Annotated in this window: 24 protein-coding genes; 17 read left to right on the top strand and 7 right to left on the bottom strand. The window is 51.1% G+C overall.

Features of this window, described 5'->3' with window-relative positions; all coding sequences use genetic code 11:
• Positions 1–7: 7 nt before the first annotated feature.
• The 9 genes from ACOTSW_RS03020 to ACOTSW_RS02980 all read left to right on the top strand — a co-directional run bounded on the left by ACOTSW_RS03020 (position 8) and on the right by ACOTSW_RS02980 (position 6981).
• On the top strand, positions 8–1093 hold the full coding sequence (locus tag ACOTSW_RS03020) for an AI-2E family transporter (RefSeq protein ID WP_423682246.1): 1086 nt from the start codon (positions 8–10) through the stop codon (positions 1091–1093).
• The gene (gene hda / locus ACOTSW_RS03015) at positions 1090–1764 is read left to right on the top strand and encodes a DnaA regulatory inactivator Hda (protein WP_423680923.1); all 675 of its coding nucleotides are present in this window, start codon (positions 1090–1092) and stop codon (positions 1762–1764) included. The genes ACOTSW_RS03020 and hda overlap by 4 nt, the downstream gene beginning before the upstream one ends.
• Before the next feature lie 17 nt (positions 1765–1781).
• Positions 1782–2459 carry an HAD family hydrolase gene (locus ACOTSW_RS03010; RefSeq protein WP_423680922.1) on the top strand — a complete coding sequence of 226 codons (678 nt, stop codon included), beginning with the start codon at positions 1782–1784 and terminating at the stop codon, positions 2457–2459.
• Positions 2456–3823: a polynucleotide adenylyltransferase PcnB gene (gene pcnB / locus ACOTSW_RS03005; protein WP_423680921.1), complete on the top strand. Its 1368-nt coding sequence runs from the start codon at positions 2456–2458 to the stop codon at positions 3821–3823. The genes ACOTSW_RS03010 and pcnB overlap by 4 nt, the downstream gene beginning before the upstream one ends.
• Positions 3823–4302: a 2-amino-4-hydroxy-6-hydroxymethyldihydropteridine diphosphokinase gene (gene folK / locus ACOTSW_RS03000; protein ID WP_423680920.1), complete on the top strand. Its 480-nt coding sequence runs from the start codon at positions 3823–3825 to the stop codon at positions 4300–4302. The genes pcnB and folK overlap by 1 nt, the downstream gene beginning before the upstream one ends.
• Positions 4303–4384: 82 nt before the next feature.
• On the top strand, positions 4385–4732 hold the full coding sequence (locus tag ACOTSW_RS02995) for a DMT family protein (RefSeq protein WP_423680919.1): 348 nt from the start codon (positions 4385–4387) through the stop codon (positions 4730–4732).
• Positions 4733–4795: 63 nt separating this feature from the next.
• On the top strand, positions 4796–5608 hold the full coding sequence (panB, locus tag ACOTSW_RS02990) for a 3-methyl-2-oxobutanoate hydroxymethyltransferase (protein ID WP_423680918.1): 813 nt from the start codon (positions 4796–4798) through the stop codon (positions 5606–5608).
• A gap of 9 nt (positions 5609–5617) precedes the next feature.
• A complete protein-coding gene (locus ACOTSW_RS02985; RefSeq protein ID WP_423680917.1) occupies positions 5618–6325 on the top strand; it encodes an ABC transporter permease in 708 nt (235 codons plus the stop codon).
• Positions 6322–6981 (top strand): ABC transporter ATP-binding protein, encoded by a 660-nt coding sequence (locus tag ACOTSW_RS02980; RefSeq protein ID WP_423680916.1) that lies wholly within the window; start codon positions 6322–6324, stop codon positions 6979–6981. Before ACOTSW_RS02985 ends, ACOTSW_RS02980 begins: the two co-directional genes overlap by 4 nt.
• 20 nt (positions 6982–7001) lie before the next feature.
• Here ACOTSW_RS02980 and ACOTSW_RS02975 read toward each other — a convergent pair whose 3' ends face one another.
• Complete coding sequence (locus ACOTSW_RS02975) at positions 7002–7751, bottom strand: SDR family NAD(P)-dependent oxidoreductase (RefSeq protein ID WP_423680915.1); 750 nt, start codon at positions 7749–7751, stop codon at positions 7002–7004.
• Entirely contained in the window at positions 7730–7972 is a 243-nt protein-coding gene (locus ACOTSW_RS02970; RefSeq protein WP_423680914.1) for a TIGR02450 family Trp-rich protein, read from the bottom strand. Before ACOTSW_RS02970 ends, ACOTSW_RS02975 begins: the two co-directional genes overlap by 22 nt.
• Before the next feature lie 239 nt (positions 7973–8211).
• Here ACOTSW_RS02970 and ACOTSW_RS02965 point away from each other — a divergent pair, with 239 nt between their 5' ends.
• Positions 8212–10383: a virginiamycin B lyase family protein gene (locus tag ACOTSW_RS02965; RefSeq protein ID WP_423682244.1), complete on the top strand. Its 2172-nt coding sequence runs from the start codon at positions 8212–8214 to the stop codon at positions 10381–10383.
• 21 nt (positions 10384–10404) lie between these two features.
• Here the strand turns inward: ACOTSW_RS02965 and can are convergent, their stop codons facing one another.
• The 5 genes from can to grpE form a co-directional block, all read right to left on the bottom strand.
• Positions 10405–11073, bottom strand: coding sequence for a carbonate dehydratase (gene can / locus ACOTSW_RS02960; protein WP_423680913.1), 669 nt, complete (start codon positions 11071–11073; stop codon positions 10405–10407).
• Positions 11074–11189: 116 nt separating this feature from the next.
• Entirely contained in the window at positions 11190–11798 is a 609-nt protein-coding gene (locus ACOTSW_RS02955) for a chalcone isomerase family protein (protein WP_423680912.1), read from the bottom strand.
• A 287-nt stretch (positions 11799–12085) separates the two neighbouring features.
• Positions 12086–13204, bottom strand: a complete 1119-nt coding sequence (gene dnaJ / locus ACOTSW_RS02950; RefSeq protein ID WP_423680910.1) for a molecular chaperone DnaJ — start codon at positions 13202–13204, stop codon at positions 12086–12088.
• Between the two features lie 97 nt (positions 13205–13301).
• On the bottom strand, positions 13302–15236 hold the full coding sequence (gene dnaK, locus ACOTSW_RS02945; RefSeq protein ID WP_423680909.1) for a molecular chaperone DnaK: 1935 nt from the start codon (positions 15234–15236) through the stop codon (positions 13302–13304).
• 143 nt (positions 15237–15379) lie between these two features.
• Positions 15380–15946: a nucleotide exchange factor GrpE gene (grpE, locus tag ACOTSW_RS02940; protein WP_423680908.1), complete on the bottom strand. Its 567-nt coding sequence runs from the start codon at positions 15944–15946 to the stop codon at positions 15380–15382.
• Between the two features lie 338 nt (positions 15947–16284).
• On the opposite strand from grpE, the gene rfbB reads away from it, so the two are divergent.
• The 7 genes from rfbB (at position 16285) to ACOTSW_RS02905 (ending at position 22155) form a co-directional block, all read left to right on the top strand.
• The gene (rfbB, locus tag ACOTSW_RS02935) at positions 16285–17352 is read left to right on the top strand and encodes a dTDP-glucose 4,6-dehydratase (RefSeq protein WP_423680907.1); all 1068 of its coding nucleotides are present in this window, start codon (positions 16285–16287) and stop codon (positions 17350–17352) included.
• Positions 17349–18245 carry a glucose-1-phosphate thymidylyltransferase RfbA gene (rfbA, locus tag ACOTSW_RS02930; protein WP_423680906.1) on the top strand — a complete coding sequence of 299 codons (897 nt, stop codon included), beginning with the start codon at positions 17349–17351 and terminating at the stop codon, positions 18243–18245. Before rfbB ends, rfbA begins: the two co-directional genes overlap by 4 nt.
• Positions 18246–18248: 3 nt before the next feature.
• A complete protein-coding gene (rfbC, locus tag ACOTSW_RS02925; RefSeq protein ID WP_186884883.1) occupies positions 18249–18794 on the top strand; it encodes a dTDP-4-dehydrorhamnose 3,5-epimerase in 546 nt (181 codons plus the stop codon).
• Complete coding sequence (gene rfbD, locus ACOTSW_RS02920; protein WP_423680905.1) at positions 18791–19696, top strand: dTDP-4-dehydrorhamnose reductase; 906 nt, start codon at positions 18791–18793, stop codon at positions 19694–19696. The genes rfbC and rfbD overlap by 4 nt, the downstream gene beginning before the upstream one ends.
• 153 nt (positions 19697–19849) lie before the next feature.
• On the top strand, positions 19850–20635 hold the full coding sequence (locus ACOTSW_RS02915) for a hypothetical protein (protein ID WP_423680903.1): 786 nt from the start codon (positions 19850–19852) through the stop codon (positions 20633–20635).
• Positions 20601–21587, top strand: a complete 987-nt coding sequence (locus ACOTSW_RS02910; protein ID WP_423680902.1) for a UDP-glucose 4-epimerase family protein — start codon at positions 20601–20603, stop codon at positions 21585–21587. The genes ACOTSW_RS02915 and ACOTSW_RS02910 overlap by 35 nt, the downstream gene beginning before the upstream one ends.
• A 7-nt stretch (positions 21588–21594) precedes the next feature.
• Positions 21595–22155: a sugar transferase gene (locus ACOTSW_RS02905; RefSeq protein ID WP_423682242.1), complete on the top strand. Its 561-nt coding sequence runs from the start codon at positions 21595–21597 to the stop codon at positions 22153–22155.
• The last annotated feature ends 2 nt before the right edge of the window (positions 22156–22157 follow it).

Raw genomic sequence — 22157 nt, 5'->3', positions numbered from 1 at the left:
TCTGAAAATGCCATTTTCTTTTTCGCCGGAACAAAAGCAATCTCTACTCTGGATCATCGTCGGTGCAGCGTTCTTGCTATTGCTGTCGTTGCTGGGACCGGTGTTAATGCCATTCATCGTCGCCGCTATCCTCGCGTATGTACTCAACCCCTGGGTTGATAAGCTGTGTGCGCTGAAATACAAAAATCTGCGTCTGCCGCGTGCCGTCTCCGCAACACTGGTGATCATTTTTGTCATCGCTGCCGCGCTGGCAATGGTATTGATTATCGTGCCTATCCTGCAAAAAGAAGCGCCGCAGTTACAGGAACAGATACCGCGTTTTTTTGATAAATTCGATCAGGTCATATCACCGCTGCTGGCACATTATGGATTCAGTATCCGTCTCGACAGCACCGGGATTAAAACCTTACTAACCGAACAAATGGCAGGCAGCGGCGACGTTATAGGCAAGGCCGTGCTGTCTTCTATCCGCGTCGGCGGTACTGCCCTGCTCGGTCTGCTGGCGAATCTGTTACTGATCCCGATTGTACTGTTTTATCTGTTGCTGGACTGGCATGCACTGATCCACCGGATTGCGCATTTCATTCCGCGTCGCTGGGTGCATGGGGCGAACAATGCCGTGAATGAGGTGGACGATATTCTTGCCCAGTATTTGCGCGGGCAGATTCTGGTCATGATCGTACTCGCTGCATATTATGCAATCGCACTGAGCATCGCCCGTTTCGATCTGGCGCTGCCCGTTGGCATCATTACCGGCTTTCTGGTGTTTATTCCTTATCTCGGCTACGGCATAGGACTGGCGCTGGCACTGATCGGTGCAGTCTTACAATTTAATGATCTGAGCGGCCTGATTTACGTCGGCATCATTTATGGCTTCGGACAATTTTTTGAATCATTCATACTGACGCCACGTCTGGTCGGTGAACGCATCGGTCTGCATCCGCTGACAGTGATTTTTGCCCTGATGGCGTTTGGTCAGTTATTTGGTTTTATCGGTATTCTGGTTGCGTTACCAGCGTCAGCAATTATCTCGGTTGCCGTCAAACATATACGCAGTTCTTACCTGAACAGTCCTTTTTATCGTCAGCCATGAGGCAACTTTTACTCGATCTGGATGCGCAGAAACTGCCATCTCTTGCTACCTTTGTGGTCGGACAAAATGCCGAGCTGGCTCAGCTGCTGGGCTTATTCTCTCAGCGCATTGCAAGTCAGTACGGCGAGCGTTCCGTTTATATCTGGGGTGAAGCCGGTGCGGGCAAAACTCATCTGCTGCACGCCCTCGCAGATCATCCGGATTCCCGCTACATCCCCGCCAATGCACCAGAAGAAGCATTTGATTTCAGCGATGAAGTCAGCCTGTACTTGCTTGATGACTGCGAACAATTATCGCCAATGAACCAGATTGCGGCCTTCAATCTGTTTAATGAAGCCCGGGCACATGGCGGGTTTCTGGTCGCGGCAGGGAACCATCCGCCAATGATATTGAATGTGCGCGATGATTTGCGCACCCGTTTTGGCTGGGGCCTGATTTATCAGCTACATGAACTGACCGACGAGGATAAGATCGATGCTCTGGAACGCGCAGCGCAGGCACGCGGCATCCAGTTATCGGCAGGCGTGTTACCCTATCTGATCACGCACTACCGGCGCGACATGAGTTCATTAACGGCGATGCTGGATCAGCTCGATCATTATTCGCTGGTCACCAAGCGTCCGATTACCCTGCCGCTACTGCGTGAACTGATGCTGCAACAACAGCCCTGAATCCGGAATACAACCGCATGCCTAATATCGCTTTATTTGATCTTGACCATACCCTGATTCCTATCGATTCCGATTATGAATGGGGACAGTTTTTATGCCGTGTCGGCGCCGTTGATGCAAATGCGTTTGCCAAACGGAATGCTGATTTTTTTGCCCAATATCAGGCCGGCACGCTTGATCCGGTGGAGTATCTGGAATTTGCGCTCGGTACGCTGGCGCAGTTTCCACGCAAGAAAATTGACGAGCTGCATCAGCAGTTTATGCACGAAGTCATACAGCCGGCCTTGTTACCGGCAGCGTTTGATTTACTCAAAAAACATCAGGATCAGGAAGACCTGATCGCGATTATCACGGCGACCAATCGCTTTGTCACTGCCCCGATTGCACAGGCGCTGGGCGTACCACATTTGCTGGCGGCCGAGCCTGAGCTCGATGCTGCCGGCAATATCACTGGTAAACTGGTGGGTGTGCCGACTTCGGGCGCCGGTAAAGTCATCCATGTACAGGACTGGCTGGCCAAACAGGAAAAACAACTCAGCGACTTTGGCAGCAGCCATTTTTACAGTGACTCCCACAACGATATTCCTTTACTCGAGGTTGTGACGCATCCCGTCGCCACCAATCCGAATGCAAAATTAAGCGCACATGCGCTGGCAAAAGGATGGCCTCAAATCCAGCTGTTCGACAAACAATGATTAAGAAATTTATTCGCAAAATACTCGGCGTAAAAAGCGCCCCGGAAGCTGCTGCAGCTGCCGTCAGCAATCGCAAACCGACCGTGCTGAGCGCAAAAGAGCACGGCATCAATCCGCAACTGGTATCGGCAAATGCGATTCGCGTGACGCAGACCCTGCAAGACAATGGTTTCAAAGCATTCATCGTTGGCGGTGCGGTCCGTGATCTGCTGACCGGTGTAAAACCAAAAGATTTCGACATCGCCACCAACGCCACGCCAGAACAAGTCAAACGCCTGTTCCGTCGAGCGTTTATCATCGGTCGCCGTTTTCAGATCGTGCACGTGATGTTCGGACAGGATCTGCTCGAAGTCACCACGTTCCGCGGCCCATCAAATGACGCGGCACCCAAAGACGAACATGGGCGCGTGCTGCGCGACAATACCTTTGGCGAACAGCATGAAGATGCCGCGCGACGCGATTTCACCATCAATGCGATGTACTACGATCCGGCTTCGCAAACAGTGCTTGATTACCATGGTGGCGTTAAAGATATCCGGAAAAAAGTCCTGCGTATCATTGGCGTACCCGAGACGCGTTACCGCGAAGACCCGGTGCGCATGCTGCGCGTAGTGCGGTTTGCGGCAAAACTGCAATTCACGATCGATCCGGCAACGCAGGCGCCGATCGCGGTGATGGCACCGCTGATCAATAACGTACCCGCTGCACGGGTGTTTGATGAAATGCTGAAATTGCTCACCAGCGGCCATGCCATGGCGTGTCTGCAGGCGCTGCGCAAAGAAGGCCTGCATCACGGTCTGATGCCTTTGCTGGACGTGGTGCTGGAACAGCCTATGGGTGAGAAATTCATCACACTGGCACTGGCGAATACCGATGAACGCATACAACAGGGCAAACGTGTTTCTCCGAGCTTCCTGTTCGCCTCGCTGTTGTGGCATCAGGTGCTGGAAAAATGGGAAGCCTACAAAGCTGCCGGCGAATTCCCGATTCCGGCACTACATCTGGCAGCCGATGATGTGCTGAATACGCAAACAGATGCGCTCGCGATTCAACGCAAAATTGGCGCCGATATGCGTGACATCTGGGCGATGCAGCCTCGCTTCGAAAAACGGGTTGGCAAAACACCATACAAAATGCTTGAACATCAGCGCATGCGTGCGGCCTACGATTTCCTGTTGCTGCGTTGCGCCTCGGGCGAGATCGATGCTGAGATCGGCGAATGGTGGACAGCCTTCATCAATGGCGATGCGGAAGAACGTGAACGCCTGATTAACAGCAAACCCAAAGCCCCGGCGGGTACCAGTGCGGCAAAAAAACGCAAACCGCGGCGCCGTGCGCCACGTAAGGCGGCAGCGCAGGAATGATGCGGGCTTACATCGGTATCGGTGCGAATCTGGGCGATGCACAGGATACGGTGCGGCAAGCCATCGCCCGCCTTGGCCGGATTCCGGCAACGCAGTTGCAACGCGCCTCGTCGCTGTACAGCAGCGCGCCGATTGATTCCAGCGGTGACGATTACGTGAACGCGGTAGCGGCCGTCACCACCAGCCTTAGCGCCAGCGATTTATTGCTGGCCTTGCAGGGCATCGAGCAGGCATTTGGTCGTGAGCGGCCTTACCGGAATGCGCCGCGCACGCTGGATCTGGATTTATTGTTATATGCGGATCAGCAGATCGCCACCGAGCAACTGAGTGTGCCGCATCCGCGCATGACAGAACGCGCGTTTGTACTGTTGCCGCTGCTGGAAATCGCACCGGAAATCGATATCCCCGGTCAGGGGCTGGCGCAGACGTTTGTCTCTGGCGTGGCGCAGCAGGCGATTTTCAGGCTGCCTGCGAGCTGAATCAGCTTAAATATACTCCCCCAAGTATTTTTTAAGTCCCTTTAAAATCAAGGACATTAAGCCGTTTTTACGGGATACTCCCATGCAAATACCAGTTATCGTACAAACAACCGGCCTCCTGATCATGTCGAATGTGTTCATGACCATCGCCTGGTACGGTCATCTGAAGAATTTATCGAGCAAAACCTGGTGGATCGCCGCGCTGGTCAGCTGGAGCATTGCGCTGTTTGAATACCTGCTGCAGGTGCCGGCGAATCGTATCGGTTACACTCAGTACAGTCTGGCACAACTCAAAATTTTGCAGGAAGCGCTGACGCTGATCGTATTCGTGCCGTTTGCGATGTTTTATATGGGGCAGCCGTTTAAACTCGATTACGTCTGGGCCGGCTTATGTCTGGTCGGCGCTGTTTATTTTATTTTCAGGAACTAGGATACAAACGCCTGATGATGCTGTCAGTGATCACCCATGACAGCCTTACTTTTGGAGAAACACATGGCGGAATATTTGCAAGACCGTAAAGCAGTCAGCATTCCCGGCTTAATGACGATGCGTGAGCAAGGCGACAAAATCACGATGCTGACTTGTTACGATGCCAGCTTTGCGTCATTGATGGACAGATGCGGCGTCGAAATATTACTGATCGGCGATTCGCTAGGCATGGTCTGTCAGGGACACCAATCGACCCTGCCAGTGACGATTGCTGACATTGCCTATCACACTGCCTCAGTCGCACGCGGCAATCAGAAAGCGCTGATCGTCGCCGACATGCCATTCGGCAGCTACGCAACGCCGGAAGCGGCCTATAACAATGCGGTACCGCTGATACAGGCGGGTGCGCAGATGGTGAAAATCGAAGGCGGCACCTGGTTGCTGCCGGTCATCAAATTTCTGACTGAGCGCTCGATTCCGGTCTGCGCGCATCTGGGGCTGACACCGCAATCGGTGCATCAGCTCGGCGGTTATAAAGTCCAAGGCAAAACCACTGCGGCTGCCGATTTACTTAAGGCAGAGGCGCTCGCGGTGCAGACTGCCGGCGCCACCCTCCTGGTACTGGAAGCGATTCCTGCCGCACTCGGCAAAGAAGTTACCGATGCATTGACGATTCCGACCATCGGTATCGGTGCGGGTCCTGATTGTTCCGGTCAGGTACTGGTCATGCATGATTTACTCGGCGTGTTTCCGGGTCGTAAAGCGCGCTTCGTGAAAAATTTCATGGACGGGCAGACCAGTATTGATGCGGCAGTCACGGCGTACGTCACGGCGGTGAAAGATCAGTCTTTCCCCGGTCCGGAACACTGTTTCTGATTGGCGTCGATGAATATCAGCATCGCGATACATGATGCGTTTGTTCTGCTGTTCAGCGGTGATGAAACGCTGTGGAATATTGTCTGGGTCTCCGTTAAAACCTCGCTCGCAGGCTTAGCCTGTGCGACGCCGCCCGCGCTGCTGCTCGGCTATATCATTGCGAGTCATGCGTTTCCCGGGCGACGTATCGCGATCTGGCTGGTGCAGGCCGCCCTGTCGCTGCCGACGGTGCTGATTGGCTTATTGCTGTATCTGCTGTTAAGCCGTCAGGGCTTGCTCGGTTCATGGCACTGGCTATTCACCCAGACCGGCATCATTGCCGGTCAGGCCATCATTGCGTTTCCAGTCCTGACCGCATTCACTCTGAGCGCGGTGCAATCGGCCGACCCGCGTCTGGCCGAAACCGCGATCACGCTGGGTGCGAATCGTCGCCAGGTGATGTGGACGGTGTTGCATGAAGTACGTTTCGGTGTGATGGCGGCGCTGATCAACGGATTCGGGCGGGTCTTATCGGAAGTCGGCTGCGCCATGATGGTCGGTGGCAATATCGCCGGTGAAACGCGTACCATCACAACTGCCATCGCCCTCGAAACCAGTAAAGGTGAATTTGCACAGGGCATTGCGCTCGGCATGGTGCTGATCACGGTTGCATTAATCATGAATGCCGCGCTGATGCTGTTGCAAGGCGATACCCGGAATGCGGAGCAACTACAATGAGCACTCTGTTACACGTACGCGGCTTGCGCAAATCGTTCGGGCCGCGCCGCCTGCTCGATATCGCCGAACTGAACATAGAACAATCGCACGCCTACGTACTGACGGGCATGAATGGCAGCGGCAAAAGCACGCTGCTACGCATCTTGTCCGGACTGGAATCAGCGCAGACAGACGAAGTCAGATATCTCGACAAGGTCACGACCTTCTCACCTTATCCGCGTGAACTGCGTAACGATATCGTCTATGTACATCAGCATCCTGTGATGTTTTCCGGTACGGTCGCCGAAAACATCGCCTACGGTCTGCGTTTAAGAAAAGCAGAAAATATCGAAAAACAGGTCGCGCTGGCGATGTGCTGGGCAGGCATCCTGCATCTGAGCGATCACGACGCGCGTTATTTATCCGGCGGAGAGAAACAAAGAGTGGCGCTGGCACGCGTCAAAGTGCTGGAGCCACGTCTGCTGTTGCTCGACGAGCCAACCGCCAATCTGGATGGTGAAGCACGTGAACAGGTGATCGCCCTGATCCCGACACTGACGCAGGCTGGCAGCAGCGTGGTCGTGGTTTGTCATGACCGTGAGCTGATCGCCCTGCCCGATATGCAGCGCCTGAAATTACGCGATGGCAAACTTGAACACCGCACCGCGGGCGCATAAATGCTGTGCTGACATAAGATTCACCACGGCAGTTTCTCATCGGCATAGGTATAAAACCTTCCGGAATCCTCCGGCGTTTTACGATTAATCACCTGCAAAAGATCATACGCTGCCTCTGTTGCGGGTCGCCCTTTTGTCGCGCCACGGAAGGGTTGCGATAAAGAGGAACTGACAGTCCCCGGATGCAGCGCCAGCAAAACGGCGTTTGGCTGTGTGCGCCTGAGTTCTATCGCCGCAGTCTTGATCAGCATATTCAGCGCGGCCTTGGAAGCGCGGTAACTATACCAGCCGCCTAAGCGATTATCTTCTATGCTGCCGACCTTCGCCGACAACATCGCCATCACGCCGCGCTGACGGTCCAGCAAAGGCGCAAAGTAGCGCAGCAGCATAGCGGGACCAAATGTATTGACTTCAAATGTCGTGCGCAGTTGTGCGTAATGCAGATCGTTGAGTTTTTTCTCCGGCATAAAATCTGCCGTGTGCAGGATACCGGCAGCATTGATGATCAGATGAAAAGGCGCATGCTGCGTTAATGCCTGTGCTGCGCGGGCAATACTGTTCTCATCAGTAAAATCAATCTTTGGCTCGGAATGCCGGTGCAAGCCTTCGACCTTCGCATCGGGGCGCAGTTGATGGAGTATCTCACCCATAGCAGCACCGATACCACCGCTCGCACCAACGACCAGCACACGAAAGTTGTGAGGAAAAGAATCCAGATGTTGATGCTCAGCCTGAGTCCGTTCCCGCGTCATACCCAGCCCCGTTTCCATAAACGCCCATCCTGTAATTCGCGCCAGGGAATCTGACGCACTGCTTTACTGTACACAGCTTCGATTTCAACCATCTCCGGCAAGGCATCAGACGGCGCGTCTGGCTCAGGAGGAATCACCTTGCTGACAATAAAATGTTTTTGTTTGTTGACGACCTGCACTGCCGTCCATTTCGAGAGTAAAAGCTTTTTCGCTTGCAGGCTGATTTTCATTGTCTTCATCTCATTTCGCCTTGATGAGGTCTTCATTTTATACACATGGGATAAGATGCGCCTGCTGGCTTGAAAAACTGCCATAAGCCAGTGTGCATGCAGGTGTTGCGTATGCGCCAGTCACAAGACCAGACCGCATTCTGGCATGATTTTTCATCTGCTGCTGACCGTGCCGGATCACTGGTGATCCGGCACTAAATACGCTAAGCTGCGTCACTCTTATCCCTATATTGGAATCTCAGGTGGCAATGCATTTTTCTAAACCAGCACTGGTGGCAACGCTGGTTATTACTCTGCTGCTCGGCAGCGGTGCTTACTTTTTTTCACCATTCTCCGGCGATCAATACAGTGATGGCCTAATGGCGAACATAGGCAAAAAACTGGGTAAAAAATCACTTCAGCCTACGCCCCTTAACTGGCATCCGCATGTCTTACGTTTTGCCGGGGACGGTACCGCGGGGATGCGTGACGGCGCAGCATTGCAGGCACGCTTTGCTGATCCTTTCGGCGTGGTACAGGATAAAACAGGCAATCTGTATGTCACTGATGCAGCAGACAACAATGTGATACGCCGTATCGCCCCCGATGGTCAGGTCAGCGTCTATGCCGGGGGCAAAGAGGGTTTCACCGATGGCGAACGTACGCAGGCGACGTTCAATACACCATCGGGTATCGCCATCGACAAACAGGGTAATCTGTATGTCGCCGACACCGGCAATCATGCGATACGCAAAATCTCTGCGCAGGGACAAGTCACAACTTTAGCTGGCAACGGGCAAGCGGGTGATCGTGATGGCGACAGCACTTCAGCGCAACTGAATGCGCCTCTGGCCGTTGCCGTCGATGCCGATGGCAACGTCTATGTGGCTGATACTTATAACGATAAAATCCGTCGTATATCGTCTGACGGCAAAGTCAGCACCATCGCTGGCGGCAAACGGAATGGCTTTATGGATGGTGCCGCCGGCGATGCCTTATTCGATACGCCGTCCGGCATTGCACTCAATTCACATAATGATCTGATCATTGCCGATACCCGCAATAACGCGATTCGCAAGCTGACTGCCACGGGCACGGTCAGCACGCTGCAGCAATCCGCCGACAATGATAAAGATGCGCTGATGCGACGTCCGGTCGGGCTGGCTGTCACACATGATGACCATGTTTATATCGGCGAAAACGGCGAAGGCAGAATTTTGCACCTCACACCCGAAGGCGAACTCAAAGGCCTTACTGGCATCGATGTTGACTTCGTTGCCGGCGACGAAAAAATCTTACGGCTATCTTCGCCGACCGGCTTGCTGGTGACAGCGACTGGCGATGTCATGGTCGCAGACTCGGCGACAACAGCGCTTTACCGGCTGACCTCAGAACAACCAGCAACGCCCGAGCAAACCAGATTTCCAGTCGCCAACCTGAACCTGCAAACGATGTTTGCCGGTAAAACTTTTCCGTGGCCGATCAAACCATTTCAGTCAGCACATGAAGTGGTCGGCACGATGGGGGAAGTGCGTGGTAAAAAAGACGGTGACGCCCGCGATCATTTTCACAGCGGGCTGGATATACAAGGCAACTTGGGGGCGACCGTGTATGCCGTTGCAGACGAAAAAGTGCGTCATCCTGTCACTGCGTGGGGATATGGCACGCTGAATGAGGGAATCAATATCGATCATTTTTCTTATATCCACATGAAAGCAGGACGCGATCGCGACGACGCGCTGCTTGATACGCGCCGCTTTCAGATCCTCTACGATATGCAGGGAAAACCGAGCGCTGTCAGAATTCCCCGAGGAACCAAATTTAAAACCGGCGATGCTTTAGGCAGCATCAACCGCATGTACCATGTGCATCTGAATTACAGCCTTGGCAGCGGCGAAATCAATCCTCTGGCACTACCGTTTCCTGGCTTCAAGGACGCGACAGAACCGGTGATTGAGTCGATACAAATCACCGATGATCAGGGCAAACCACTGAAACGAAAACAGGATAATCGCCTCATCATCCCACGCCAGAGCCCGCCATTGAATCTGCTTGTCGATGCCTATGACCAGAGCGATGACAATCTGTCGCGCAGACGCCTGGGCTTATACAAGATAGGTTATCAGCTTCTGCATGCGGATGGCAAAGCCGTCGCAGGTTATGAGAACGCCGTGATGACGATAGAATTTAATCAGTTGCCGCCCGATCGCTCGTCTGTGAAAATCGCCTATGCCGAAGGCAGCGGCATTACCGTGCATGGCAACGCAAAAACCAGCTTTTTGTATCAAGCCAGCAATCTGGTGCGTGACGGCTACGCCAGAAATGCTCATCTGCCTTTAGATAAACTGGCGGCCGGTGATTATATTCTGCGGATTTTTGCTACGGACTATGCTGGTAACGTGGCCAGATCTGGACGCGACCTGGCCGTCAGAGTTAAATAAAAGGATAAAAAATAGGGTGATTTAGTCCTGATAACGCGTCAGGCTCGCCGCAAACTGTGTGGCGAGCATCTCCGGCGAACTGACCGCCATTCCCAGCGGGTTCAGTAAGCCATCCTGAATGCCATAGATCCAGCCATGCACAGTCAGTGTCTGCCCGCGTTCCCACGCATCCTGAATCACGGTGGTCTGGCACAGATTAACAACTTGCTCAATCACGTTGAGTTCACACAGACGATCTGCGCGCTGTTTTGTATTCAGTGTCTCGCCAAGATAGCGCTCATGCTTCTGATGCACATCCTGCACGTGACGCAGCCAGTTATCGGCAAGACCAACACGCCGTCCGGTCATCGCCGCATGTACACCTGAACAACCATAATGACCACAGATGATAATATGTTTGACGCCCAGAATATCGACCGCAAACTGCAGTACGGAAAGGCAATTCAGATCTGAATGGACGACAACGTTGGCAATATTTCTGTGGACAAATAACTCACCTGGCAACAAACCCAACAACTCATTAGCCGGTACGCGGCTGTCCGAACAGCCTATCCACAAATATTCAGGATTTTGCTGGGCCGCGAGTTTTTTAAAGAAATCAGCATCCCGGCTGGAAATGGCCTGCGCCCACAGACGATTATTTTCAAATAACTGTTCCGGCGTTAATTCGGTACGCTTTTCTTCCGTCATCGTCCTGCCCTGAGAGTAAAAACAGGCGTGATTCTAACCTTTATGTGCGCAGATTGCAGAAATAGAAAAGCCGTACCCATGCAGGTACGGCTTTTTAAAACCTTGATGAAAGCGAATTAACGGTAGGTACTTCTGTCGTCATGCTCTGCCAGCATGGCTTTCTTCAAACCGCTGTCAACAGGCTTCTCACCCAGCCATATACGCAGCAAGGCGTTGTAAAACGCGAGATCCGGATATGGTTCACCCATTTTTTTGCCGTTTAAATAGACTACCGTTCCAACACCCGGAATCCAGTCGTTAACCATCACGTCCCCTTTTTTCAATTCTGGAACGGAAGCAAACAACTCACCAAAACGAAGAAACTGCATAGTCAGTTTTGCTTTTTCTGCCTTGTCTGTATTTTGCTGGATACCTTGCATAAAACCGCGACCGAAATCCTCGTTACTGAGGTCGCGCAGCATCACGATCGTAACCCGGCGCGGGCCTTGCGAAGCAAGTACTTCTGATACCGTGTTTTTCTTATCTTTGAGATAAAGGCCGGCGGCGTAGACTTTAAAAATCGCTTTATAACGGATACCTGCTCCATTGAGCTTCAGATCGGTATCTGCCACGTGTACTGTTTCATCAAACTTGGCACCTGCAATATCGACGGTGCCCGCATTTGCTGTACTGAGGAAAGTCAGACCCAGCCCTACCAACCAACATTTATATTGATTCCAACGCATTTTTGTCTCCTGTTGATAATTTCATTTTTCCAGACTTATCAGGCTTGCAGATAATGCAGATAAATCCGGTTGCCACTACTTATAACGTAGTTCTTGTGCTGGCTCTTTAGCTTAACCGATTCCCGCAAGATTCGCCCATGCTGATTCTGGAGTCTGCTCTCTAATTTACCAGTCAGATTATTCGTATGATGCCTGCTGATGCTTTGATGAAAATACTGCTTCCCGCATCAGTGAACCACTGGTATAAAAAAAGCCCCATTCAACATCAACGGGGCTTTTTTCTTGTATTACTCAAAGAATTTTTTTACTTTGTCCATCCAGGTTTTGCTCTGAGGGCTGTGTTTTGCACCGCCCTCCACCGTCAGTTGCTCAAAATCTCTCAGCAATTGCTTTTGTTTTTCCGTCAGCTTGACCGGTGTTTCGATCACCACGTGGCAGAACAAATCTCCTGCATATCCTGAACGCACGCCTTTCACACCTTTGCTGCGCAAACGGAAAGTTTTGCCTGACTGCGTACCTTCAGGGATGGTGAATGAGGCTTTACCGCTTAGTGTCGGCACTTCAATCTCACCACCGAGAGCCGCTTTCACGAAGGAAATCGGAATCTCGCAATGCAGGTCATCGCCCTCACGCTGGAATACAGGATGCTGCTTGATGTGTATTTCCACATACAAATCACCCGGAGGTCCGCCGTTGACGCCAGGTTCACCGTTACCCGATGAACGGATACGCATGCCATCGTCTATCCCTGCAGGAATCTTGACTTCCAGCGTTTTATTGCGTTTGATGCGACCAACACCCGAACAGGCAGTACATGGATCCGGAATCATTTTTCCGGTGCCATGACATTTAGGACAGGCTTGCTGAATACTGAACAAACCTTGCTGCATCCGTACCTGACCATGGCCGCCACAAGTAGTACACGTTACCGGTGACGTACCGGGTTTTGCACCCGAGCCGTGGCAAGTATCGCACTCATCCCAGCTAGGTACGCGTATCGTTGTATCAAACCCGTTAGCAGCCTGCTCGAGTGTGATTTCAAGGTTGTATCGCAAATCAGCACCGCGATACACCTGAGGACCCGCGCTACGACGACCACCGCCGAAAATATCACCGAAAATATCGCCGAACGCATCCGCAAAACCGCCTGCACCGCCGCCACCGCCGCCACCCATATTCGGATCAACACCGGCATGACCGTAACGGTCGTAGGCATCCCGTTTCTGGCTGTCGGAAAGCATCTCATAAGCCTCTTTGGCTTCTTTGAATTTCTCTTCGGCAGACTTGTTGTCCGGATTACGATCCGGATGATACTTCATCGCCAGCTTGCGATAAGCCTTTTTAATTTCGTCTTCTGAAGCGTTTTTACCGACGCCGAGAATTTCATAAAAATCACGCTTCGCCATCTCTTGTTAACCTCTGTATTAAGCGCAAACGCCGGGCCAGCAACGCAAGCGCGAGCCACCCGGCGAGTGATGACGGGCAAGCCCGTCAGACTAGGGATTACTTATTGTCTTTTACTTCTTTGAAGTCAGCATCGACAACATCGTCATCTTTCGCTTTTGCATCAGCGTCCGCAGTACCACCCGCTGCACCTGCTGCGGCCTGCTGTGCCTGCATATCAGCATAGACTTTTTCGCCCAGTTTCTGAGCTGCAGTCGTCAAAGCACCAAGCTTGGTATCGATCTCAACTTTGTCACCGGTTTTCAACACATCTTCCAACTCTTTGATTGCAGCTTCGATTTTTTCTTTCTCACCTGCTTCCAGTTTGTCACCGTGTTCAGCCAGAGCTTTTTTGGTCGAGTGAACCAATGCATCACCCTGATTGCGGGACTCAGCCAGTTCTTTGACTTTCTTGTCTTCTTCCGCATTCAGTTCTGCGTCTTTCACCATTTTCTGAATTTCTTCTTCAGTCAGACCAGAGTTAGCCTTGATGGTGATCTTGTTTTCTTTACCGGTTGCTTTATCTTTCGCTGCGACATGCAAAATACCGTTCGCATCGATATCAAATGTGACTTCAATTTGTGGTGTGCCACGTGCTGCCGGTGGAATACCTTCCAGATTGAATTCACCCAGAGCTTTATTACCGGCAGCAATCTCGCGTTCACCCTGGAACACTTTGATCGTCACTGCTGGCTGGTTATCATCAGCGGTCGAAAACACCTGACTGAACTTAGTCGGGATCGTCGTGTTTTTCTGTATCATCTTCGTCATCACACCGCCCAGGGTTTCGATACCCAGAGACAATGGTGTCACGTCCAGCAACAACAGATCTTTACGATCACCGGACAATACTGAGCCCTGAATTGCTGCACCGACTGCCACAGCTTCATCCGGATTCACGTCTTTACGTGGTTCTTTACCGAAGAATTCTTTAACCAGTTCCTGAACCTTAGGCATACGGGTCATACCGCCAACCAGAATGATGTCATCGATGTCAGATACTTTGACGCCGGCATCTTTAATCGCCAGACGGCAAGGTTCTATGGTTTTCTTGACCAGTTCTTCGACCAGCGCTTCCAGTTTGGCACGGGTGATTTTCAGGTTCAGATGCACCGGTGCGCCGTTGGCCATCGCAATGTATGGCTCGTTAATTTCAGTCTGCTGCGAGCTGGACAACTCAATTTTCGCACGTTCCGCAGACGCTTTAATACGTTGCAACGCGATAGGATCTTTAGACAAATCCAGACCGTTGATCGCTTTAAACTCAGTAATGATGTAGTCAATGATGCGTTGATCGAAATCCTCACCACCGAGGAAAGTATCACCGTTCGTCGACAATACTTCGAACTGCATCTCGCCATCAACGTCAGCGATTTCGATAATAGAAACGTCGAAAGTACCACCACCGAGGTCATACACTGCAATCTTACGATCGCCTTTTTCTTTTTTATCGAGACCAAACGCCAATGCCGCTGCAGTTGGTTCATTGATGATGCGTTTGACGTCCAGACCAGCAATACGGCCAGCATCTTTCGTTGCCTGACGTTGCGCGTCATTGAAATAAGCAGGAACAGTAATGACAGCTTCAGTCACTTCTTCACCGAGGTAATCCTCAGCAGTTTTTTTCATTTTGCGCAGGACTTCAGCAGAAATCTGTGGTGGCGCCAGACGCTTGTCGCGAACAGAAACCCATGCATCGCCGTTATCTGCCTTAGAAATCGTATAAGGCATCAGGCTGATATCTTTTTGCACTTCTTTTTCGTCAAATTTACGACCGATCAGGCGCTTGACCGCAAACAGAGTGTTTTTCGGATTTGTCACTGCCTGGCGTTTTGCAGAGGCACCGACCAGAATTTCACCGTCTTCCTGATAAGCGATAATCGATGGTGTCGTGCGCGCACCTTCTGCATTTTCAATCACTTTTGGCTGACCGCCTTCCATGATCGCAACGCAAGAGTTGGTTGTACCCAAATCAATACCAATCATTTTTCCCATGATGCTTCCCTTAGAATGTAGATTTTATTTGTCAATGTTGGTGAGTCGGTCTCAATTCAGCAGCAAAACCAACTCGTCTGTTCCGGATATAAGGTAAAAAAACCGCATTTCAAGCGTTTTTTACGGTTTTTTTTACGTTTTTCTCACTTTCCTTGTGCCACAGTCACCAGGGCCGGGCGCAGCAAACGGTCTGCAATCATGTAACCTTTTTGCAATACAGTGACGATTGTATTGGCATCCTGCTCTGCCGGAACCATGGAAACTGCCTGATGCCTGGTTGGGTCAAGTTTTTCTGACTGCGCCGGATTCACTTCCAGCAAGCGATTTTTCTCGAATGCAGAATTTAATTGTTTCAGAGTAATTTCCACGCCTTCTTTTAAAGAGTCTATCGATGGCGTCTCCACTTTCAAGGCCATTTCCAGACTGTCTTTGACTGGAACCATCACTTCTGCAAAACCTTCAATCGCAAATTTATGCGCTTTGGCAATATCTTCCTGAGCACGGCGACGGATATTTTCACCTTCGGCTTTCGCGCGCATGAAAGCATCCTGCAATTCAGCAATCCGGGCCTCTAACTCAGCAATTTTCGCAGCAGCTTCGTTCGCCGGATCAATTTGTTGCTCCACCGCAGCGTCTGTCGCCGCAGCGGGCTCAGCTGCTGGCGCCGCCTCATTCACGTTATCAGCCTGTTGGTTTTCTTGTTCTTGCATCCTGTTTCTCCATTCAAATACACATTACATTTGTATATCAGGGTGATTCTGAATATTTCAAGGGATAGCTGGCGCGGTGATTCCTCCATCACCTGTCACAATTGCTCATGGTATAGAAAAGATCAAAAAGTCAATGTCAGCTGGCTGGTCAAACAAAGCCGACAATGTCTATACCAAGCCCCAAAAAACGCCACACAATAATTATCAAAAAAACACAAAACAAATAATTGTTACCAAACTTACAGCATTAAATCATCACAAAATAGAACGACTCCTGCCTTATCTCAAGTAAAATCGCGGGTTGGGTATTAAATAAGCGGTTCAGACAGGGGTTAGTTATGATTTTCGTCACAGGCGGCGCTGGATTTATCGGCGCTAATTTTGTATTAAGTTGGCTGGCACAATCTGATGAGGCAGTGCTCAATTATGACAAACTGACTTATGCTGGCAATCTAAACAATCTTACAAGCTTACGTCACGATAACCGGCATATTTTTGTTCAGGGTGACATCTGCGACGGCGACAAACTGGCAGCCTTGTTTGCAGAGCATAAGCCACGTGCGATCGTGCATTTTGCGGCAGAAAGCCATGTGGATCGATCAATTCACGGTCCGGCGGCCTTCGTGACGACCAATGTTAATGGCACGTTCAGCCTGTTAGAAGCTGCGCGGGCTTACTGGAATTCACTCGAAGCTCAGGAAAAAAAGGACTTCCGGTTCCTGCATGTATCAACCGATGAAGTCTACGGAACGCTGGGACCCGAAGATCCGCCATTCAGCGAAACAACCGCTTACGCGCCGAACAGCCCGTATTCCGCATCAAAAGCAGCATCCGATCATCTGGTTAGGGCTTATCACCATACTTACGGCATGCCAGTCTTAACGACGAACTGCTCGAATAACTATGGCCCTTATCATTTCCCGGAAAAATTGATTCCGCTGATTATTACCAACGCCCGCGTAGGTAAAGACTTACCGGTGTATGGCGACGGTCAGCAAGTGCGCGACTGGCTGTTTGTGACAGATCATTGTGCGGCAATCCGCCGCGTCCTCGAAGATGGACGCCTGGGCGAAACCTACAACGTCGGCGGCTGGAACGAGCAGACCAATCTCAGCGTCGTTCATACCATTTGCGATTTACTGGATGAATTACAACCTAAAGCACAAGGCAGTTACCGCGATCAGATCAAACACATCACTGACCGCCCGGGTCATGATCGCCACTACGCTATTGATGCGCGCAAAATCGAACGTGAACTTGGCTGGAAACCAGCTGAAACGTTCACGACTGGCCTGCGCAAAACAGTGGAATGGTATCTCGCCAATGATGCATGGGTCGCGCAGGTACAATCCGGCGATTACATGAAATGGGTTGATCTGCAATACAGTAACAAGGAACAAGCATGAGTTTTACATCCAGTACCCGCAAAGGCATTATTCTGGCCGGCGGTTCCGGTACACGCCTTTACCCGGTCACACAGGCAATCTCCAAACAATTGCTGCCGGTATACGACAAACCAATGATTTATTACCCGCTGACATCGCTGATGCTGGCGGGTATCCGTGACATTCTGATTATCTCGACACCGCAAGATACGCCGCGTTTTTCTGAGTTGCTTGGCGACGGCTCACAATGGGGTATTAATCTGCAATATGCAGTGCAACCATCACCTGATGGCCTGGCGCAGGCATTCATTATCGGTAAAGAATTTATCGGCAATTCACCTTCTGCGCTGATTCTGGGCGACAACATCTATTACGGTCACGATTTCGAACCGCAATTACGTAGTGCCGATGCCAGAAATCAGGGTGCAACCGTGTTTGCTTACCATGTACATGATCCTGAACGTTATGGTGTAGTCGATTTTGATGCTAATAAACAAGCACTCAGTATCGAGGAAAAACCAGCAAAGCCGAAGTCGAATTACGCTGTAACCGGCCTGTATTTTTATGATCAGCAAGTCTGTGACATCGCCGCCAATATCAAACCATCGCCGCGTGGTGAACTTGAAATTACCGATGTCAATAACGTTTATCTGAAACAAGGTGAACTCAACGTGGAACTGATGGGGCGGGGCATGGCATGGCTCGATACCGGCACCCACGAATCCTTGCTGGAAGCAGGTCAGTTTGTTGCGACGATAGAAAAGCGCCAGGGCTTGAAAGTCGCCTGCCCTGAAGAAATCGCCTTCCGCCGCAACTACATCAGCGCCGCGCAGCTCGAAACTCTGGCGCAGCCGTTGAAGAAAAATGAGTATGGCCGTTATCTGTTGCAACTCTTAGAGAAAAAGACGTTTTAAACCATGAAAGCTATTCCTACCAATCTGCCGGAAGTGATGATCATAGAACCGAAAGTATTCGGTGACGAACGTGGTTTTTTCTTCGAGAGCTTCAATGCAAAAAAATTTGCTGAACTGACCGGTGTCGATGTGGAATTTGTCCAGGACAACCATTCACTCTCCGCAAAAAATATCCTGCGCGGTCTGCACTATCAGATCAAACAGGCGCAGGGAAAACTGGTGCGCGTCGTGACCGGCGAAGTGTTTGATGTGGCTGTTGATATCCGCAAGAGCTCACCACGCTTCGGTCAGTGGACCGGTGTCGTTCTGTCCGCAGAAAATCAGCGTCAGCTCTGGATCCCGCCTGGCTTTGCACATGGCTTTGTTGTGCTCAGCGATAAAGCGGAATTCCTTTATAAAACCACGGATTACTGGGCGCCGGAATACGAACGCTCATTGCAATGGAATGATCCTGCAATTGGTATTGAATGGCCGATCCAGGGCGAACCGGTGATGTCTGCTAAAGATCAGCAAGGAAAACTGCTCGCTGATGCTGAGGTATTTGAATGAAAATTTTATTGACCGGCGTCACGGGACAGCTGGGCCATACTTTACAGCAGCAACTTAGTGCGCAGCATGAAGTGATCGCCCCTGATCGCAGCCAGCTTGATTTAAGCGATGCGGCAGCGATTACTGCGTATGTTGATGCAATACAGCCAGATCTGATTATCAATCCAGCTGCCTATACCGCAGTCGATAAAGCAGAGTCAGAAACTGAATTAGCAGAAGCGATCAATGTGACAGCGCCCGCGGCCTTTGCTGCGGCAGCAAAAAAGCACCATATTGGTCTGATTCACTATTCGACAGATTACGTCTTTGACGGCAGTCTGCGCGATGCCAACGCCGGTTTAAAAAGTTATACAGAAACAGAAGCCACCCATCCGCTGAATGTCTATGGCGCAACGAAACTGGCAGGAGAGCAAGCCATTATCGCCAGTGGCTGCCGCCACCTGATTTTCCGCACCAGCTGGGTTTATTCGCGCTTCGGCAAAAATTTCCTGCTGACGATGCTACGACTGGCAAATGAACGCGACGAACTGCGTATCGTCAACGATCAGTGGGGCGCGCCCACATCAGCAAAAGCGATCAGCGATGCCACTTGTCAGATTCTGGCGCAACTACTGGCCGCACCGGATAGCGCACTATGGTGGTCGCAATATCAGGGCTTATACAATCTGACAACCACCGGGCACACCAGCTGGTGTGGCTTTACCGAAGAAATTCTGCGTCAGGCGGCTAACCGTGGTTTGCTGAACAAGCCAGCACCCGTTGTGCATGGAATTCCAGCCAGCGAATACCCGACACCAGCAACCAGACCGGTCAATTCCTGTCTGAACACAGATAAAATCAGCCGTACTTTCGGATTGACGCTGCCATCGTGGCAAACGGCGTTGGCGGATAGTCTGGCATAGATACTGGTAAGGAATAGTTCATCGCGGGCAAAGCGAAGGCTGTTACTCTGAGTACAAAAACAGTATTCGCATACGCCGCGCGTCGTGACTGCACAGTAACGCAGATGCCGCAAGCATATTCACACATACAAATATGAATGGAATCGTTCACTTATGATTCATGTTGCCATCATCAGTCATGGACATGAAGATCTGCTGATCTCAACCCGGCTGGGCGGATTACTTGGCCAGCATGACGATATCCATCTGTGGCTCAAAGATAATCTGCCATCTGCAAAATTAAAAGACTACTGCCACCAGCACGGCGTTTCTTATACCGATGCCTCTGCAGGACTGGGCTTCGGTGCGAACAATAATTTTCTGTTCCGGCAAATACAAAACAGTGTCGGTTTCCGCACTGATGACATATTCGTCGTCATGAATCCGGATATTTCCATCACACCGGATACGCTCAGACAACTGGTTGAAGAAATGCAGCGTGATCAGTTTCCGCTGGCAACCCTGAATTTGTTTAAAGATGCAAATCACCTCAGGACTGATGCGAATATCCGTTTGTTTCCGGATTTTCTGTCGCCATTGCGTATGGCCGTCGTACGCTCGCTGACACAAGCCTACGATAAAGAGAAAATCACAGCGCCGTTTCATGCAGACTGGGCTTCAGGTGCATTTTTAGCGTTCGATGCGCGCCATTACGAAGCGCTGCAGGGCTTCGATGATCGCTATTTTATGTATTTTGAAGACGTCGATCTTTGCTATCGTTCATATCTGATGTTGGGAAAAGGTGTGCGTTATTACCCGCAACTGCAGGCAATCCATTTTGCGGCACATAAAAACCGCAGTCTGTTGTCGCCCCACGCGAATTGGTTTATCCGCAGTTTCCTGAAGTTTTTATCGCGCAAATATTTTGTCTATCCACGTCGAACAAGTGGTGCACGCTGATATGGGGCAGCGCATCTTCATCACTGGTGCAAGCGGATTTGTCGGGCAAGCGGTCGCCAGATATTTTCTTTCACAAAATCGCCCACTGATTTGCCCAAGCCGTCAGCCACTCAGCTATCAATCACCGCTGATGGAAAATCCGCTGGTTCCGCAGCTGACACCAGATGTCGACTGGACTGTTCATTTGCATGAGGTTGACGCAGTCATACATTGCGCTGCCCGTGTGCATGTGATGCATGAGTCCGCGGCTGATCCGCTGGCCTTGTTCCGTCGCGTCAACGTTGACGCCACACTGGCGCTGGCCAGACAAGCGGCGGCAGCGGGTGTGCGGCAGTTTATTTTTATCAGTTCCGTCAAAGTCAACGGCGAGCTGACGCAACCGGGAAAACCGTTCAGCGAAAAAGATGCATCTCTTGCCGAAGACCCGTATGGCATATCGAAGTGTGAAGCAGAAATTGCCCTGTTGCAGCTGGGTGAGCAAACCGGTATGGCAGTAACGATCATCCGGCCACCGCTGATCTATGGGCCAGGTGTGAAAGCGAATTTTTTAAGCATGCTGCGCTGGGTTAAAAAAGGTATACCGCTGCCGCTGGCCAGCACCAGAAACAAACGCAGCTTTGTTTATCTCGGCAATCTGATCAGTCTGATCGATACCTGTCTGCATCACCCGCATGCAGGGCAAGAAATTTTTCTGGTCTCCGACGATCAGGATTTATCGACCGCTGAATTATTGCAGGCGTGCGCCAAAGCCTTGCAGGTGCCATCACGCTTGCTACCGTGTCCACCATCTTTACTCACGCTGGCGGCGATGCTGGCAGGAAAAAAATCTGTTGCTGATCGCCTGTGCTTATCATTGCAAGTCGATATCACCAAGGCGAAAACATTACTAGGCTGGACTCCGCCCTACACTGTGGAACAGGGACTGGCCGCTACCGTGACACAATTACCATAACACTATGTTGAAACGTTGCTTTGACCTGCTGCTCGCTGTATGTGCCACACTCATATTGCTGTTGCCCATACTGATCACCGCCTTGTGCGTGAAGCTGACTTCGCGCGGCCCTGCCGTTTACTGGTCGGATCGTGTTGGCAAGAATAATGTCATTTTCAAGATGCCGAAATTCCGCAGCATGCGCATAGACACGCCCGCAGTTGCCACGCACTTGTTGAGTAACCCGGATCAGTATCTGACGCCGATAGGTTCGTTTCTCAGAAAATCAAGTCTGGATGAGCTGCCGCAACTGTGGAGTATCCTGAACGGCGATATGAGTTTCGTTGGCCCGCGCCCGGCGCTGTACAATCAGCATGATCTGATTGCCTTACGTACTGAAAAAAACGTCCACACCATTCCACCCGGTTTAACCGGCTGGGCGCAGGTAAACGGTCGCGACGAACTACCGATTCCGGTGAAAGTGGAGCTCGACGCCTATTACCTGCAACAGCAGTCATTTCTACTGGATATGCGCATACTGCTGATGACTTTTTTCAAGGTTTTACGTCGCGACGGCATCACGCATTAGGA

This window comes from Undibacterium sp. WLHG33, assembly GCF_049544815.1.
Taxonomy (GTDB): Bacteria; Pseudomonadota; Gammaproteobacteria; order Burkholderiales; family Burkholderiaceae_D; genus Undibacterium.
The sequence above is the reverse complement of the archived record's forward strand: the minus strand, read 5'-3'. Positions and strand labels throughout refer to the sequence as shown.

What these genes read in the sequence shown, in the direction of transcription:
- hda (WP_423680923.1), top strand. Translation starts at nt 1,090, where the DNA reads ATGAGGCAACTTTTACTCGATCTGGATGCGCAGAAACTGCCATCTCTT.
- ACOTSW_RS02955 (WP_423680912.1), bottom strand. Translation starts at nt 11,798, where the DNA reads ATGCGTTGGAATCAATATAAATGTTGGTTGGTAGGGCTGGGTCTGACT.
- ACOTSW_RS02965 (WP_423682244.1), top strand. Translation starts at nt 8,212, where the DNA reads ATGCATTTTTCTAAACCAGCACTGGTGGCAACGCTGGTTATTACTCTG.
- ACOTSW_RS02915 (WP_423680903.1), top strand. Translation starts at nt 19,850, where the DNA reads ATGATTCATGTTGCCATCATCAGTCATGGACATGAAGATCTGCTGATC.
- ACOTSW_RS03020 (WP_423682246.1), top strand. Translation starts at nt 8, where the DNA reads ATGCCATTTTCTTTTTCGCCGGAACAAAAGCAATCTCTACTCTGGATC.
- ACOTSW_RS02995 (WP_423680919.1), top strand. Translation starts at nt 4,385, where the DNA reads ATGCAAATACCAGTTATCGTACAAACAACCGGCCTCCTGATCATGTCG.
- pcnB (WP_423680921.1), top strand. Translation starts at nt 2,456, where the DNA reads ATGATTAAGAAATTTATTCGCAAAATACTCGGCGTAAAAAGCGCCCCG.
- dnaK (WP_423680909.1), bottom strand. Translation starts at nt 15,236, where the DNA reads ATGGGAAAAATGATTGGTATTGATTTGGGTACAACCAACTCTTGCGTT.
- rfbC (WP_186884883.1), top strand. Translation starts at nt 18,249, where the DNA reads ATGAAAGCTATTCCTACCAATCTGCCGGAAGTGATGATCATAGAACCG.
- ACOTSW_RS03010 (WP_423680922.1), top strand. Translation starts at nt 1,782, where the DNA reads ATGCCTAATATCGCTTTATTTGATCTTGACCATACCCTGATTCCTATC.
- dnaJ (WP_423680910.1), bottom strand. Translation starts at nt 13,204, where the DNA reads ATGGCGAAGCGTGATTTTTATGAAATTCTCGGCGTCGGTAAAAACGCT.
- rfbB (WP_423680907.1), top strand. Translation starts at nt 16,285, where the DNA reads ATGATTTTCGTCACAGGCGGCGCTGGATTTATCGGCGCTAATTTTGTA.
- ACOTSW_RS02975 (WP_423680915.1), bottom strand. Translation starts at nt 7,751, where the DNA reads ATGGAAACGGGGCTGGGTATGACGCGGGAACGGACTCAGGCTGAGCAT.
- folK (WP_423680920.1), top strand. Translation starts at nt 3,823, where the DNA reads ATGCGGGCTTACATCGGTATCGGTGCGAATCTGGGCGATGCACAGGAT.
- rfbD (WP_423680905.1), top strand. Translation starts at nt 18,791, where the DNA reads ATGAAAATTTTATTGACCGGCGTCACGGGACAGCTGGGCCATACTTTA.
- grpE (WP_423680908.1), bottom strand. Translation starts at nt 15,946, where the DNA reads ATGCAAGAACAAGAAAACCAACAGGCTGATAACGTGAATGAGGCGGCG.
- ACOTSW_RS02980 (WP_423680916.1), top strand. Translation starts at nt 6,322, where the DNA reads ATGAGCACTCTGTTACACGTACGCGGCTTGCGCAAATCGTTCGGGCCG.
- panB (WP_423680918.1), top strand. Translation starts at nt 4,796, where the DNA reads ATGGCGGAATATTTGCAAGACCGTAAAGCAGTCAGCATTCCCGGCTTA.
- can (WP_423680913.1), bottom strand. Translation starts at nt 11,073, where the DNA reads ATGACGGAAGAAAAGCGTACCGAATTAACGCCGGAACAGTTATTTGAA.
- ACOTSW_RS02985 (WP_423680917.1), top strand. Translation starts at nt 5,618, where the DNA reads ATGAATATCAGCATCGCGATACATGATGCGTTTGTTCTGCTGTTCAGC.
- rfbA (WP_423680906.1), top strand. Translation starts at nt 17,349, where the DNA reads ATGAGTTTTACATCCAGTACCCGCAAAGGCATTATTCTGGCCGGCGGT.
- ACOTSW_RS02970 (WP_423680914.1), bottom strand. Translation starts at nt 7,972, where the DNA reads ATGAAGACAATGAAAATCAGCCTGCAAGCGAAAAAGCTTTTACTCTCG.